The following is a 13,423-nucleotide window of genomic DNA, read 5'->3' on the forward strand; positions in this document are numbered from 1 at the left end:
GCTTCCTGTGGAGTTCATCCACAGATGTCGGATATCCGACACATGTCGGTATTCTTGTCGGTGGCTCGATGGCGTGCCCCGAACCCATGCTCCCGAAAGGCACCCGGCAATGGCTGAACTCCTGTACCGTCTCGGTCGCTTCTCCGCGCGCCGACCCTGGACCGTGCTCGTCGCCTGGCTCGCCGCGCTCGCGCTCGCCGTGGGCGGGTTCCTGGCCTTCGGCGGTACCGTCACCTCGAGCATGAGCATCCCCGGTACCGAGACCGAACGCGTCAACGCACAGCTCAACGACCGGCTCTCGGGTCTCGGCGGCGCCACCGGCACGGTCGTCTTCCAGACCGAGGACGGGTCGGCCTTCACCACCGAGCAGCAGGAGGAGATCAGCGCCCTCCTCTCCGACGTCGGCGAGCTCGACGGAGTCTCCGACACGGTCGACCCGTTCGCCGCGGCATCCGACCGCGCCGACCAGGAGCAGCAGCTCGTCGACGGCCAGGCGCAGCTCGACACCGCCTCCCAGCAGCTCGACGACGGACAGGCGCAGCTCGACGCGGGCCAGGCGCAGCTCGACGCCGGCCAGGCCCAGCTCGACGCCGCGATCGCGCAGGCGCAGGCGGCCGGGGCGTACGACCAGGCCGCCGAGCAGTTCGCGGCGCAGCAGGCGCAGCTCGACGGTGGAGCCGAGCAGCTCGCCGCCCAGCAGGCGCAGCTCGACGACGGCGCGGCGGAGCTGGCGACGCAGCAGGCCCAGCTCGACGACGCCACCCGCCTCATGACGGCCGCGGCGGAGATCCGCACGGTCTCGAGCGACGAGAGCACCGCCATCGGCGTCGTCATGTTCGACGACGACCTCTTCTCGCTGTCGTCGGAGGTCAAGGCGTCGGTCGCCGAGGCGCTCGACGGCGCCGGCATCGACGGCGTGTCGGTCGACTACTCGTCGACCATCGCCGCGTCGATCGACGGGCTCATCGGCGCCGGCGAGATCGTGGGCGTGATCGTCGCGATGCTCGTGCTCATCATCGTGTTCCGGGCGCTGCTGCCCGCGGTGCTGCCGCTCATCACCTCGCTCATCGGCGTGGGCGTCGGCGTCGCCGGCTCGCTCGCGTTCTCGGGGGTCGTCGAGATGACATCCGTCACCCCCGTGCTCGGCGTGATGCTCGGCCTCGCCGTCGGCATCGACTACGCCCTCTTCATCATCAACCGGCACCGGCGGCAGGTGCTCTCGGGCATGGAGCTGCACGAGTCCATCGGACTGGCCAACGGCACGTCGGGCAACGCCGTCGTGTTCGCCGGCTCGACCGTGCTCATCGCGCTGCTCGCGCTCAACGTCACGGGCATCCCGTTCCTCGGCGTCATGGGCACGGTCGGCGCCGTCTGCGTCTTCATCGCGGTGCTCATCGCCGTGACCCTGACCCCCGCCCTCCTCGGGCTCATCGGCCAGCGCGTGCTCTCGCGCCGCGCCCGCGGCGAGATCGGCCACGAAGTCCACGCCAGGCCCGAGCTGCGTCCCATGAAGACGTCGCGGGCGATCCTGCAGGCCGTGCTGTCGATCGTCGTGCTGCTCGTGATCGCCATCCCCGCGCTCTCGATGCGGCTCGGCCTGCCCGACGGGTCATCCGAGGCGGAGGAGTCGACGCAGTACCGGGCCTACACCGCCGTCGCCGACGCATTCGGTGCCGGCCAGAACGGCCCGCTCCTGGTCGTGGCCGAACTGCCCGACGGCGTCGAGGAGGACGAGGTGGTGGCCACGCAGGCCGACCTCGCCGACACGTTGATGGCGCAGAACGACGTCGTAGCGGTCGCGCCCGTCGGCGTCTCGGATGAGAACGACTACTTCGCCTTCCAGGTGGTGCCCGCCGACGGCCCGTCGAGCGAGTCGACCGAGCAGCTCGTGCACGACCTGCGCGACCTCTCACCGCTCGAGGGCGACATCACCCTCGGCGTCGCCGGGCAGGCGAGCGGCAACATCGACATCTCCGACAAGCTGGCCGGCGTGCTGCCGCTCTACCTCAGCGTCGTCGTCGGCCTCTCGTTGATCATCCTGATCCTGGTGTTCCGCTCGATCCTCGTGCCGCTCATCGCGACCGCCGGGTTCGTGCTCACCCTCTTCGCCGCCTTCGGTGCGGTCGTCGCGATCTTCCAATGGGGCTGGCTCGGCGGGGTGTTCGGCGTGCACGACCCAGGCCCGGTGCTGAACTTCGCGCCGATCATCATCATGGGCGTGCTGTTCGGGCTCGCGATGGACTACCAGCTGTTCCTCGTGTCGGGCATGCGCGAGGCCTACGTGCACGGCGTGCCCGCCCGCACCGCGGTCGTCGCCGGCCTGCGCAACGGCCGGGCCGTGGTCACCGCCGCCGCGATCATCATGGCGGCCGTGTTCGGCGGGTTCGTGTTCTCGCACCTCACGATGGTGCGCCCCCTCGGCTTCGGTCTCGCGATCGGCGTGCTGATCGACGCCTTCATCGTGCGGATGCTCCTGATCCCGGCCGTGATGCACCTGCTCGGCGAGTCCGCGTGGTGGCTGCCGAAGTGGCTCGACCGCATCCTGCCGAATGTCGACGTGGAAGGTGCGGCGCTCGAGCGGAGCCACCCCGTGCACGGCGCGGACGCGCCGGCGGACGCGGCATCCGGCGCCCACGAAGCGGGACCCACGGAGCCCGTCGAGCCCGCCGCGGCACGCTGACGCCGAGGCCGTCCCGAGCTGGTTGCCCACTCGACGGCGGCCATGGAGAATGCTCACATGAGCCAGAAGCCCGATGAAGACCGCGCCATCGACGAGGTCGTCTCGCGACTCTCGGAGAGGTTCCCGGCCCTGGGCCCCGAGCACATCGAGGCCGTCGTCGACGAGGAGCTGCACAAGTTCGACGGCGGTCGCGTGCGCGACTTCGTGCCGGTGCTCGTCGAGCGCGCGGCCAAGCAGCGGCTGAAGGCGGAGGGCGCGGCGGTCGACGAGCCGACGGATGCCGCCGCGGCATCCGTGAGCGCGACCGAACCCGTCGACGAGCCGCTCGAGCTCGACCCGATGGAGCTCGAGCGTCGTTCGCGCGAGTCGGGCCTGCTGCTCGGCGACCTCGGCGGCGGTCCGAACTGACGCGGCGCCGCCGGGCTGCTCAGTCCGCCGCGGGATCCAGCCGGAACGTCGTCGGGATCACCTGGTCGCCGACGACGGTGTTCACGATGCGGGCACCGTAGCGGTCGTACTTCGCGTGGTAGGCGTCGTCGATCGCCGCGTGCACATCGGGCGCGGCATCCGCGAAGGCGACGTCGCGCTCCACCCCGCCGGCCCTGATGCGACCGCGCCGGCTCGCCTTCGCGCGGCGGAACCAGCCGTTGTCGGGTCCGTACGCCGAGCGCACGTACAGGTCGTCGCCCGAGCGCACCACCCAGATGGTCACGAACGGGCGCAGCGACCCGACGGCCCGGTAGGACGCCACCTGCAGTTCGTCGGCCGCGCCCACACGGGCGAGTTCGTCATCGGTCCAGCTCATCGTTCCATGCAACACCATGGCCGTCGGCGGTGGGAGGCCCTAGCGGGACGTGTACCGCCAGTGCCTTCCTCGTCGGGCGCCCGCGGCGTACCTTCGATGGCATGTGCGGGCGATCGCGCCCGGGCACGGAAGGAATCCGATGCAGTTCCAGCCCAAGCAGCCCACCACGAAGGGGCCCGCCGAGCTCTTCACCGGCGACGTGCACTTCGATGTCATCGCCCGCGGCGAGGAGCCGTCGCGGCTGCGCGTCAACCTCGTGCGATTCGCGCCCGGCGCCCGCACGGCCTGGCACCGCCACTCCCTCGGGCAGACGCTGCACGTCACCGACGGGATCGGCCTCGTGCAGGCGCGCGGCGGCGAGGTGCGGGTGATGCGACCCGGCGACACCGTGCACACGCCGCCCGGCGAATGGCACTGGCACGGGGCATCCGCCGACTCGTTCATGTGCCACCTCGCCATGTGGGAGGACGACGACGCGACTTGGGGCGAGCACGTCACCGACGAGGAGTACGGCGCTCCGGCGATCGACCGGCGCGACTGACCATGCGCGACGTCGTGTACGCGGAGCGCGACGGCTTCCGTCCGCTCGCGCTCGACCTGCACCTGCCCGCGCCGCCGTCGGTGTCGGATGCCTCGGCGGCGCGCCCGCCCGCGGACTCGGCCCTGCCCGTCGTGCTGTTCCTGCACGGCGGCGGGTGGCAGGGCGGAAGCCGCCGCGAGTTCGGGCCCGACATCGCCGACGCGTTCGAGCGGATCGTGGAGGCCGGGTTCGCCGTGGCATCCGTCGACTACCGGCTGAGCGGCGAGGCGGTCTTCCCGGCCCAGGTCGACGACGTGCTCGCGGCCATCGCCTGGCTGCGGGCGAACGGCCCGAGCCTCGGGATCGACCCCGCACGACTCGTGCTGTGGGGCGAGTCGGCGGGTGCGACGCTCGCCATGCTCGTCGGCCTGCGAGCGGATGCCGCGGCGCGCGCCGTCATCGACTGGTACGGGCCGACCGACTTCATCGAGCACGCCCGCGCCCTCGGTCGCGAGCACGACCCCGACTGCAGCGAGGCGAAGTGGTTCGGCGCCACCGTCGCAGCGGACCCCGCCACCGCCGCGGCCGCGAGCCCCGCGCGACAGGCGCACGTGGACGCGCCGCCCTTCCTCATCGTGAACGGCACCGCCGACACGTCGGTGCCCGCGTCGCAGGCGGTGCTGCTCGCCGACGCGCTCGCCGGGGCCGGCGCCGAGGCGACGCTCGTGCTCGTCGAGGGCGCCGGGCACCGCTGGGAGGGCGACGTCGATCGCGACGCGCTGTTCGACGACGCCATCGCCTTCGCGCGTCGGGCAGTCGCGTGAGCCGATGCGTCGAGCGGCTCGATCAGCCGGCGGCGTCGAGGGGCTCGATGAGGGCCGGGTCACCGGGATCGACCGTGCGCGAGTTGTTGACCCGGCGGTCGACCTCGTAGTTCGAGATCGTGGCGGCGACCTTCTCGGACTCGGCCGTGAGCAGCGCCACCATCTCCTGCTTGCCCTCGTCGTCGAGCTTGACGGGGGCGAGGTACTCGTCCCACACCTCGCGCTCGAGGAACACCGGCATGCGGTCGTGGATCTCGCCCGAGGCATCCCGAGCCTCACGCGTGATGATCGACGTCGACACCTCCCACTCGTCGCCGACCTTGCGCGCCGTGTAGATGCCGGCGGCGGCGAGCAGCGGCTGCTCGCCGTGCAGGAACCACGCCTGCTTGCTGCCGGGCTCGCCCGTCCACTCGTAGTAGCCGCGCATCGGCACGAGGCAGCGCGACGACGCGAAGGCCCCCTTCCACAGGCCGTTCGTCGCGACCGTCTCGATGCGCGTGTTGAACTGCGGGCGCTTCGAGTCCTTCATGAACGACGGATGGAAGTTCCACACGGCGGCGTCCACCGACCGAGCGACCTCACCCGTGTCGCTGTTCTTGCGCTCGCGCACGATGGGCACGACCTGGGTGGGCGCGATGGAGTACTGGGGCACCCAGTCGCGGAAGTCGCCGCCCTCGGCGACGAACTCCTGGATCATCTCGTCGACCTTGGCGTCGTTCGCGAATCGTCCGCACATACCGCCAGTCTGCACCCGTCCGCCGACACCGCGCACGGGGGTTTCGCCCGGCACGGTCTGGGTTTCCCGGCATCCCGCGCGCGGTCACGCGGCATCCGTCGACGGCGACTCGCGGCATCCGCCGACGAGGGGAGGCCGACCCATTGCGCTCCCGGTCGCCTCCCGACAGTCTTGTCCGGAACCCCCGCACACCCCCTCGGAAGGACCCCGTGTTCGACTTCGCCCTCACCCCCGTCATCGGGATCATCGCCCTCGTCATCGTCGCCGTCGTCATCCTGTGGATCTGGGCGAAGGTGCTCTACCGCAACGTGTCACCCGACGAGGCGATCGTCGTCACCGGCAAGCGCTCGAAGCGCAAGGTCGTCGACGGCTCGACACCGAGGAGTCCGGCCAGCGCGTCGTGCACGGGCAGGGCGTCTGGATCATGCCCTTCTTCCAGAAGGCGCACAAGATCTCGCTGCGCTCGCGGGCGATCGAGATCCGCGCCGAGGCGCAGACGAACAACGGCATCACCGTGCACGTCGACGCCGTGGCGATCGTGAAGGTCGGCGACAGCGCGTCCGCCATCCGCGCGGCCGCGCAGCGATTCCTCGGGCAGGACAAGAACATCGACATCTTCGCCCAGGAGGTGCTGTCGGGCTCGCTCCGCGCGTCCATCGGCGCCACCGACGTCACCACCATCATCAACCGTCGCGACGAGCTCTCGGCGTCGGTGCTGGGCGTCGCGCGCGAGTCGCTCGCCAACCAGGGCCTCGATGTCGACTCGTTCGAGATCAAGGGCATCTCCGACAACAACGGCTACATCGACGACCTCGGCCGCGCCGAGCAGGCCAAGGTGCGCAAGCAGGCCGAGATCGCCGAGGCCGAGGCGCAGCGCGAGGCCCGCGAGGCCGTGATCGCGGCCGAGCAGACCGTCGCCGAGCGCGAGGCCGGCCTGGCCCAGCGCAAGGCCGCGCTCCAGCGCGAGACCGACAAGGCCACCGCCGAGGCCGCCGCGGCCCGACCGCTCGCCGAGGCACTGTCGCAGCAGGAGGTCGTGGCGCAGCAGGAGATCACCGCCCAGAAGCGCGCCGCGCTGCGCGCCGCCGAGCTCGACTCCGAGGTCAAGGCCGTCGCGGACGCCCAGGCCTACAAGGTCAAGGTGGAGGCCGAGGCCGCCGCCGAGTCCGTGCGCATCGCCGCCGAGGCCGACCGCATCGCCCGCACCGCCTCGGCGGAGGCGCTGCGCGCCGAGGGCCTCGCCGAGGCCGACGCCATCCAGGCCCGTGGTGCGGCCGAGGCCGCCGCGACGAAGGCCGCCGCCGAGGCCGTCGCCCAGCAGTCCGAGGCGCTGCTGCAGATGCGGGTCATCGACGCGCTGCCCCTCATCGCCCGCGAGCTCGCCGCCCCCATGTCGAACATCGACCAGCTCACCGTCGTCTCGACCGACGGCGCCTCGCAGCTCGCGAAGAACGCGGTCTCGGGCATCACCGAGGTCGACGCGATGCTGAGCTCCACGATGGGCGTCGGGCTGCGCGAGCTCATCGGCGGACTGATCGGCGGCACCGCTGCCGTCGCGGCGGCCGGGAGCGCCATCGCCCGGAACGGCGACGCGCACGCCGCGGTCGCCGCGCACGAGGCGAGCGCGCCGGCCCTGGCCGAGTAGCCGGGCGTTCCGCCCAGTCACCCATTCATACGAGGAGATGCCGAACCCGCGCCATCGAGCGGGAATCTGCGGGTTCGGCATCCACTCGTCGCCTCCGGCGGGGGCGGCGCGACTCGCGGCTCGGGTCAGGCGGCCTGCGCGATCGGCAGCACCTCGGCGTTCGGCAGGCCCGCGAGGAACGCCCCCGTCACGAGCAGCTTCGAGCCACGGATGCCGCTGCCCACGATGAGCCGATCATGGCCGGCCACCGACTCGTCAACGAGGATCGCCCAGTCGGCGGGCAAGCCCACGGGCGTGATCCCGCCGTACTCCATGCCGCTCAGCGCGACGGCGTCGTCCATCGGCGCGAACGACAGCTTGCGCGCGTCGAGGTAGCGACGCACGACGCCGTTCACGTCGGCCCGATCGGAGCCGCGCACGAGACACGCCGCATACCAGGTGCGCTCGCCGCGGCGGGCCTGGACGATCACGCAGTTCGCGCCGTCCTCCATCGAGATCTCGTAGTGGGCGCAGAAGGCGGCCGTGTCGGCGAGGCCCGGGTCGATCGCGGCGACCAGCACCTCACCGTCGGGCGGGGCCGGGCTCGCGGCATCTGTTGCGCTCGCGGCATCCGCTCGCTGCAGGGCCGCGGCCGTCGGCGGCGCGAGCAGCCCGGGGGAGTGGAGGGCCGGCGTGAAGTCGAGCGTTCCGAAGTGCATGACGAGCAGCGTACGACGGATGCCGCGGCGCCGCGTCGGGCCCGGACGCGGCGCGCGAAACGCATGAGAATCCGCTCCATGGGCGCCCAGGGCGGGCCATCTCGCGGATTCTCCTGCGTTCCGGCAGGCGCGCGCGGTGTCGACCATGGAAGCCGGCCGCGCCCAGCGCGTATTCGCCGCCTCGCGCCGAATACGCAGGATCATGCGTTCTTCGGCCTCCCAGGCCGGGTCAGCGGGCGGCTCATCCTGCATACTCGCGGGGGTGCGGGGGTGCGGGGGTGCGGGGGTGCGGGGGTGCGGGGGTGCGGGGGTGCGGGGTGCGGGACTGCGGGGTGCGGGACTGCGGGGTGCGGGGGTGCGGGGGTGCGGGGGTGCGGGGGTGTGCGGTGCGGGGTGCGGGGTGCGGGGTGCGGCGGGCGTGCGGGTGCGGCGGGAGCCCGCCGAGCGAAGCCACGGCGGGGCACGACGAAGGGCGCCGTCCGCATCGCGGTCGGCGCCCTCGTCGCTTCAGCCGGGCGAGCCGATCAGGCCGCCGACCAGCCACCGTCGGATGCCAGCACGACGCCGTTGATGTTCACGCCGTCGTCGCTCAGGAGGAATGTGATCGACGCCGCGAGGGCCTCGGCCTCAGCGGCATCCGGCAGGATCGTCATCGCCAGCTGCACGCGCTCGGCGCCGAGCGGCGACGCGAACTTCGCCTCGATGTTCGTGATGGTCGGGCCCGGGGCGACGGCGTTCACGCGCAGGCCGCTCGGTCCGTACATGAACGCGGTCGACTTCGTGAGGCCGACGACGGCGTGCTTCGATGCGGTGTAGGCCACGCCCGCGGCCGAACCGCGCAGCGCGGCCTCGGAGGCGGTGTTCACGATCGAGCCCGAGCCCTGGGCGACCATGAGCGGCGCGACCGCGCGCATGAGCTTCATGGTGCCGTCGACGTTGACCGAGAACACGCGCTGCCACACGGCGTCGGTGAGCTCGCCGATGGGCGTCATGTCGTCCATGATCCCGGCGATGTTCGCGAGGCCGTCGATGCGCTCACCGGCTGCGCCGACGATCTCGGCGATCTTCGCGTCGTCGGTGATGTCGGCGACGAGGGTCACGATGTCGGCGCCGTCGTGCTCGGCCGCGAACTCGTCGAGGCGCTCCTGCGACACGTCGACGGCCACGACGCGGCCGCCCTCGCGGGCGATGCGGGATGCCGTGGCACGGCCGATGCCCGATCCGGCGCCGGTCACGATCACGGTCTTGCCGGCGAAGCGGCCCTGGTCGAGTCGCTCGACCCACTCGGGGCGCTCCACGACGGGGGCGGATGCCTCGGCGGCGGCGCTCGTGGCATCCGTACCGCCCGGCGTCTCGGACGCGGTGCCGGCGGGCACGTCGCCGGCGGCGGCCCCGGCGACCAGCTCGTCGACCATCTGCTGGCTGAACTGGCCCTTGCTGAGCTTGATGAGGCGCTTGATCGCGAGCCGGCTCACGGGCTTCAGCACGTCGGCGTCCTGCCCGGACTGCGCGAGCAGGTCGCGGAGGATGGGGCCGCCGACGGGGTGGGCGAGCCAGGTCTTGATGGAGTCGTCGCCGGTGAGGGTGGTGGGGGTGCTCATGCGGTGTTCCTTACTCTGCTTCGGGTTACCGGACATCGTTGTCCGGTATGTAAGGTAGCACCCGTGCCTGAAGGAAAGTCGGGAGTTCCGCGGCCGCCGAAGGCCAACCGCGGACCGGCCGCCGGGCCCGAGAATCGGCGGGCGCTCATCGCCGCTGCCCGCGAGGTCTTCGCCGTCGACGGGCTGCAGGCGCCGTTCAGCGCCGTCGCCAAGCGCGCCGGAGTCGGGCAGGGCAGCCTCTACCGGCACTTCCCCGACAAGCTCGCCCTCGCGATCGCCGTCTTCGACGAGAACCTCGACGCCCTCGAGGCATCCGTCGCACCGCCAGAGGCCACGCTCGACGACCTGCTCGACACGATCATCGAGCAGGCCGTCGCCTCGACGGCGCTCATCGACCTCATCTGGAGCAACCGGCACGACCACCAGGTGGCGCATCTCGGGGACCGGCTGGCGGCGGTCGCCGAGACCGTGATCGCGCGTGAACGCGCCGCCGGCCGCATCGGCGACCACGTCGACACCGAGGACGTGCTGCTCGCCGTCACCATGCTGACGGATGTGGTGGCGCGCACCGACGCCGAGGATCGCCGCGCCGTCTCGCGCCGTGCGTGGGCGATCTTCCACGCCGCCTTCGCGCCGCGCTGAGCCCGCCGCCTACTGAGCCCGCCGCCTGCTGGGGCCGATCGTCGGCCGGGTCCGCCCTTGTACGGGCTCGCCATCCGCGCGAGACTCGGAGCATGGACGAGGAGCGCACGCCGACCCGGGAGCTGTCCGAGGACGAATGCTGGCAGCGGCTGCGCGATGCTCCGTACGGGCGCGTCGCCGCGGCGGCCGCCGGCGAGGTCGACATCTTCCCCGTCAACCACGTCGTGGACGGCTCGACGATCGTCTTCCGCACTTCGCCCGGCACGAAACTGCTCGAGCTGACGATCCATCACGGCGTGGCCTTCGAGATCGACGGCTTCACCGAGACCGACGCGTTCAGCGTGGTCGTCAAGGGCTCCGCCGAGGAGTTCGACCGCCAGAGCGAGGTCGAGGCCGCGGAGCGGCTCGGCGTCATCCCCTGGGCGCCTGAGGAGAAGGACCGGTGGGTGCGGATCACGCCCACCGCGGTGCACGGCCGTACGTTCCGGCGCCCCTGACCGCGAGAGCGGGCCGAGGGCGGCCTAGCGCGAGCCGGCCTCGCGCGAGCCGGCCTCGCGCGAGTTGGCTTCGTCGACCTCGCCGGGCCGCGTGTCGGCGTCGTCCGCGATGTCGATGCGGGTGACGCCGTCGTGCTCGCTGACCTCGACCTGCGTAGGCAGGTCCTCGGGGCTCGTGACCTCGCCCACCCGGTCCTCCGAGGCGTCACCCATCCGACGACTCGCCCGCGCGCTCGGGCGCCCCGCCCGACGCGGTGTCCTCCGCGACGGTCTCGTCGCCCTTCTCGAACTCCTCGGGCAGGCGTGCGCCGTCGCCGCCGTCCTTCGTGGCGCGAGCCGGCGGTGGCGTCTGCTCGTCGCCCTGCTCGGACGGGGTGATCTCGGGGTCGGCCATCAGTGCTCCTCATCGTTCGTGCGGGGGTCGGACTGCTTCCAGCAGGAAACACCGGTGGGGCCGGCGCGGGAAACGCCTTGACAAACGGATGCCGCGGCATCCGCTGCCGGGAATCACGCGGCCGCGGGCTCCGACTCGGACTCCGAGGCGGGCTTGGACTCGGACTCGCCCTCGGTCACCGGGACGCGCACGGTCAGGCTGCCGGCGTCGATCCACGTGCGGAACGCCTCGGCGCGTCCGAAGGTGTCGCCGTCGAGCTCGACCTCCTCGGGATGGCTGAGCACGACGTCGAGCCGCCTGCCGCGCACGTAGCGCACCGCGTCGATGTCGCGCGAGGGGAGCTTGCGGCCCCACTTCGTGCGGCGCAGGACGCCGTTCTCCCAGATCACCTTCACGAAGATCTGCACCCAGCCCCACGCGCTCTCGGGGCGGAGGAACACCGCCTCGAAGCGCCCGTCGTCGATCGCCGCCTGGGGGAGCAGCAGGATGTTGGCCGGCAGCGAGCCGCAGTTGCCGATGATCAGGGTGTGCGCCGACACGGCGCGCGCGCCGTGGCCGTCGAGACGGTAGCGCATGCGCATGTGGTTCTTGTCGCGCAGGGCCTTGCGCATGGCGTCGACATAGGCGAGCCAGCCGACCTTCGCCTTCAGCTCCTCATCGGTGTTCGAGAGCATCTTCGCGTCGAGCCCGAACCCGGCCATCACCAGGTAGGCGGCCCGTTCCACGGTGCCGCCCTCGCGGCGGATGGAGGCCCACGCGAGATCGATCTGCCGGTCGACGCCGTCGTACGCGACGCGGATGGAGTTCTCGAGGTCGTCGAGCGTCAGCTCCAGGTTTCGGGCGAGCAGGTTGCCCGTGCCCGACGGCAGCAGGGCGAGCGACGTCGACGTGCCGCCGAGTTCCTGGGCGACCGATCGGATGGTGCCGTCGCCGCCGGCCGCGATCACCATGTCGGCGCCGGCCTCGAGTGCCTGCTTCGCCTGGCCGGTGCCGGGGTCCTCCTCGGTGGTCTCGAACCAGAGGGTCTCGGCCCAGTCGGCGGCGGCCGGCTCGGCGGCGATGGCCGCCCGCAGGTCGTCGATCTCGACCTTCACCGGGTTGTAGATGACGGCCGCGAGGCGCTGCTTCGAGGGGCTGGAATCGGACGCGGAGGCGGGCTCGGACGTGCTGGGGGCCGTGGGCATGCAGCGAGCCTAGGGTCGGCGGGCCGCCTTCGCAGCCCCTTGACGACCCGGGGGCGGCGTGCAGCGCCGCCGCCGCCGGGTCGCCGGAGCCTCCGCTCGGGCGCTCAGCGGGGGATCGGGCCGAACAGCGCCTGCACGTCGGCGAGCTCCATCTCGGCCGTCGCCTGCACGAGCTTGAGCAGCTCGGGGTCGAGTCCCGGCGAGAACTCCTCGTAGCGCTCGGGCGCGATGGTCGACGGGAACCCGTCGGGTGCCTGCTCGCGCGCGTCGAGGTTCGTGCCGTCACCCGATGGCGACAGGCCCTGGAAGATGCGGCCGGCCTCCGACTGGCCCGTCAGGTCGAAGGTGTACTGCTTGCTCTGCATGCCCTCGTCGAGCAGCTTCTTCACCTCGGGGAACTTCGAGGCATCCGTCTTGGGAATCGGCAGCAGTGCCTTCCAGTTCACCCCCAGCGTCTCGAGCGCCTTGGCGTAGGCGTTCTCGTGCGCCTGGTCGCGCACGATGAGGTAGGCGATGGTCGCGCGCGCCGTGGCGTTCGCGGTCATCTCGTAGATGCGGCACTTCTGCAGCCGGCCGGTCGACTCCAGCATGAGGTTGTAGAGCAGGTCGAGCGGCAGGTTGCCCGAGTTGTAGACGTAGCTCCCGCTCCACGCGTTGCCGGCGGCATCGACGGGAAGGGCCCCCTGCGCGCCGACGAGGTAGTGGTGGATGTTGCCCTCGTCGAGCGCGATGCTGAGGGGCGTCGCTCCCTTCGCCCCCGGTTCGTCGAGGGGATCCGTCTGCGTGCCCTGGTAGCGGGGCGAGCCGTCGAGCAGCCGGAAGATCGTGGTGCCGATGAGCTCGACATGGCTGATCTCCTCGGTGCCGATGCCCTGCAGCAGGTCGCGGTAGGGCTTGCCCGCCGGGCCGCGGAAGTTCATGGCCTGGAACAGGTACTGCATCATGGTGCGCATCTCGCCGAACTGGCCGCCGAGCCCCTCCTGCAGGGCATTGGCCGCGGCGGGATCGGGCTCGTCTGGGACGATCTCGTTGATCAGGCGCTGGACGTGGAAGAACATTCGGACGTACCCCCTGTGTTCATTCGCAACGACCACGCGCGTCGGATCAGGCTACGTGGCGGCATCCGACCTGTGAGCGGGCTTGACGCGGGCACCGGGCGACCGGATCATGCCGCACTCAGGCCGGATCGGACCGGAT

The 13,423-nt window shown here is 71.8% G+C and carries 15 protein-coding genes; 7 read left to right on the forward strand and 8 right to left on the reverse strand.

Features of this window, described 5'->3' with window-relative positions:
• Positions 1–109: 109 nt before the first annotated feature.
• Together AC1DZA_RS09250 and AC1DZA_RS09255 are read left to right on the forward strand one after the other, a co-directional pair.
• Positions 110–2,680: an MMPL family transporter gene (locus tag AC1DZA_RS09250; RefSeq protein WP_476772500.1), complete on the forward strand. Its 2,571-nt coding sequence runs from the start codon at positions 110–112 to the stop codon at positions 2,678–2,680.
• A gap of 57 nt (positions 2,681–2,737) precedes the next feature.
• The gene (locus AC1DZA_RS09255) at positions 2,738–3,088 is read left to right on the forward strand and encodes a three-helix bundle dimerization domain-containing protein (RefSeq protein WP_476772501.1); all 351 of its coding nucleotides are present in this window, start codon (positions 2,738–2,740) and stop codon (positions 3,086–3,088) included.
• Positions 3,089–3,107: 19 nt separating this feature from the next.
• Here AC1DZA_RS09255 and AC1DZA_RS09260 read toward each other — a convergent pair whose 3' ends face one another.
• A complete protein-coding gene (locus AC1DZA_RS09260) occupies positions 3,108–3,485 on the reverse strand; it encodes a DUF2255 family protein (protein ID WP_476772502.1) in 378 nt (125 codons plus the stop codon).
• 139 nt (positions 3,486–3,624) lie between these two features.
• On the opposite strand from AC1DZA_RS09260, the gene AC1DZA_RS09265 reads away from it, so the two are divergent.
• Together AC1DZA_RS09265 and AC1DZA_RS09270 are read left to right on the forward strand one after the other, a co-directional pair.
• Positions 3,625–4,026 carry a (R)-mandelonitrile lyase gene (locus tag AC1DZA_RS09265; RefSeq protein WP_476772503.1) on the forward strand — a complete coding sequence of 134 codons (402 nt, stop codon included), beginning with the start codon at positions 3,625–3,627 and terminating at the stop codon, positions 4,024–4,026.
• Between the two features lie 2 nt (positions 4,027–4,028).
• Complete coding sequence (locus AC1DZA_RS09270; protein WP_476772504.1) at positions 4,029–4,829, forward strand: alpha/beta hydrolase fold domain-containing protein; 801 nt, start codon at positions 4,029–4,031, stop codon at positions 4,827–4,829.
• A gap of 22 nt (positions 4,830–4,851) precedes the next feature.
• Here the strand turns inward: AC1DZA_RS09270 and AC1DZA_RS09275 are convergent, their stop codons facing one another.
• Positions 4,852–5,565 (reverse strand): SOS response-associated peptidase, encoded by a 714-nt coding sequence (locus AC1DZA_RS09275; RefSeq protein ID WP_476772505.1) that lies wholly within the window; start codon positions 5,563–5,565, stop codon positions 4,852–4,854.
• Here AC1DZA_RS09275 and AC1DZA_RS09280 point away from each other — a divergent pair.
• Positions 5,465–7,210 carry a flotillin family protein gene (locus AC1DZA_RS09280; RefSeq protein ID WP_476772506.1) on the forward strand — a complete coding sequence of 582 codons (1,746 nt, stop codon included), beginning with the start codon at positions 5,465–5,467 and terminating at the stop codon, positions 7,208–7,210. The genes AC1DZA_RS09275 and AC1DZA_RS09280 overlap by 101 nt on opposite strands.
• A 125-nt stretch (positions 7,211–7,335) precedes the next feature.
• On the opposite strand, the gene AC1DZA_RS09285 is transcribed toward AC1DZA_RS09280, so the two are convergent.
• A complete protein-coding gene (locus AC1DZA_RS09285) occupies positions 7,336–7,908 on the reverse strand; it encodes a YbaK/EbsC family protein (protein ID WP_476772507.1) in 573 nt (190 codons plus the stop codon).
• Positions 7,909–8,432: 524 nt separating this feature from the next.
• A complete protein-coding gene (locus tag AC1DZA_RS09290; RefSeq protein WP_476772508.1) occupies positions 8,433–9,509 on the reverse strand; it encodes an SDR family NAD(P)-dependent oxidoreductase in 1,077 nt (358 codons plus the stop codon).
• Positions 9,510–9,572: 63 nt separating this feature from the next.
• Here AC1DZA_RS09290 and AC1DZA_RS09295 point away from each other — a divergent pair, with 63 nt between their 5' ends.
• On the forward strand, positions 9,573–10,151 hold the full coding sequence (locus tag AC1DZA_RS09295; RefSeq protein WP_476772509.1) for a TetR/AcrR family transcriptional regulator: 579 nt from the start codon (positions 9,573–9,575) through the stop codon (positions 10,149–10,151).
• A gap of 92 nt (positions 10,152–10,243) precedes the next feature.
• Positions 10,244–10,648 (forward strand): pyridoxamine 5'-phosphate oxidase family protein, encoded by a 405-nt coding sequence (locus AC1DZA_RS09300; protein WP_476761224.1) that lies wholly within the window; start codon positions 10,244–10,246, stop codon positions 10,646–10,648.
• A 24-nt stretch (positions 10,649–10,672) separates the two neighbouring features.
• Here the strand turns inward: AC1DZA_RS09300 and AC1DZA_RS09305 are convergent, their stop codons facing one another.
• The 4 genes from AC1DZA_RS09305 to AC1DZA_RS09320 form a co-directional block, all read right to left on the reverse strand.
• Positions 10,673–10,861 carry a hypothetical protein gene (locus AC1DZA_RS09305; RefSeq protein ID WP_476772510.1) on the reverse strand — a complete coding sequence of 63 codons (189 nt, stop codon included), beginning with the start codon at positions 10,859–10,861 and terminating at the stop codon, positions 10,673–10,675.
• On the reverse strand, positions 10,854–11,042 hold the full coding sequence (locus AC1DZA_RS09310; RefSeq protein WP_476772511.1) for a hypothetical protein: 189 nt from the start codon (positions 11,040–11,042) through the stop codon (positions 10,854–10,856). Before AC1DZA_RS09310 ends, AC1DZA_RS09305 begins: the two co-directional genes overlap by 8 nt.
• A 113-nt stretch (positions 11,043–11,155) precedes the next feature.
• Positions 11,156–12,226: a diacylglycerol/lipid kinase family protein gene (locus AC1DZA_RS09315; RefSeq protein ID WP_476772512.1), complete on the reverse strand. Its 1,071-nt coding sequence runs from the start codon at positions 12,224–12,226 to the stop codon at positions 11,156–11,158.
• 104 nt (positions 12,227–12,330) lie between these two features.
• Entirely contained in the window at positions 12,331–13,284 is a 954-nt protein-coding gene (locus tag AC1DZA_RS09320) for a manganese catalase family protein (RefSeq protein WP_476772513.1), read from the reverse strand.
• Positions 13,285–13,423: the final 139 nt, after the last annotated feature.

The sequence above is a fragment of the Agromyces sp. P2_B3 genome, assembly GCF_056404815.1.

Bases quoted from the DNA above. Each gene is read 5' to 3' on its own strand.
- AC1DZA_RS09315 (WP_476772512.1), bottom strand. From the start codon at position 12,226: ATGCCCACGGCCCCCAGCACGTCCGAGCCCGCCTCCGCGTCCGATTCC.
- AC1DZA_RS09310 (WP_476772511.1), bottom strand. From the start codon at position 11,042: ATGGCCGACCCCGAGATCACCCCGTCCGAGCAGGGCGACGAGCAGACG.
- AC1DZA_RS09290 (WP_476772508.1), bottom strand. From the start codon at position 9,509: ATGAGCACCCCCACCACCCTCACCGGCGACGACTCCATCAAGACCTGG.
- AC1DZA_RS09275 (WP_476772505.1), bottom strand. From the start codon at position 5,565: ATGTGCGGACGATTCGCGAACGACGCCAAGGTCGACGAGATGATCCAG.
- AC1DZA_RS09285 (WP_476772507.1), bottom strand. From the start codon at position 7,908: ATGCACTTCGGAACGCTCGACTTCACGCCGGCCCTCCACTCCCCCGGG.
- AC1DZA_RS09260 (WP_476772502.1), bottom strand. From the start codon at position 3,485: ATGAGCTGGACCGATGACGAACTCGCCCGTGTGGGCGCGGCCGACGAA.
- AC1DZA_RS09300 (WP_476761224.1), top strand. From the start codon at position 10,244: ATGGACGAGGAGCGCACGCCGACCCGGGAGCTGTCCGAGGACGAATGC.
- AC1DZA_RS09265 (WP_476772503.1), top strand. From the start codon at position 3,625: ATGCAGTTCCAGCCCAAGCAGCCCACCACGAAGGGGCCCGCCGAGCTC.
- AC1DZA_RS09255 (WP_476772501.1), top strand. From the start codon at position 2,738: ATGAGCCAGAAGCCCGATGAAGACCGCGCCATCGACGAGGTCGTCTCG.
- AC1DZA_RS09250 (WP_476772500.1), top strand. From the start codon at position 110: ATGGCTGAACTCCTGTACCGTCTCGGTCGCTTCTCCGCGCGCCGACCC.
- AC1DZA_RS09305 (WP_476772510.1), bottom strand. From the start codon at position 10,861: ATGGGTGACGCCTCGGAGGACCGGGTGGGCGAGGTCACGAGCCCCGAG.
- AC1DZA_RS09270 (WP_476772504.1), top strand. From the start codon at position 4,029: ATGCGCGACGTCGTGTACGCGGAGCGCGACGGCTTCCGTCCGCTCGCG.
- AC1DZA_RS09280 (WP_476772506.1), top strand. From the start codon at position 5,465: ATGGAGTACTGGGGCACCCAGTCGCGGAAGTCGCCGCCCTCGGCGACG.
- AC1DZA_RS09320 (WP_476772513.1), bottom strand. From the start codon at position 13,284: ATGTTCTTCCACGTCCAGCGCCTGATCAACGAGATCGTCCCAGACGAG.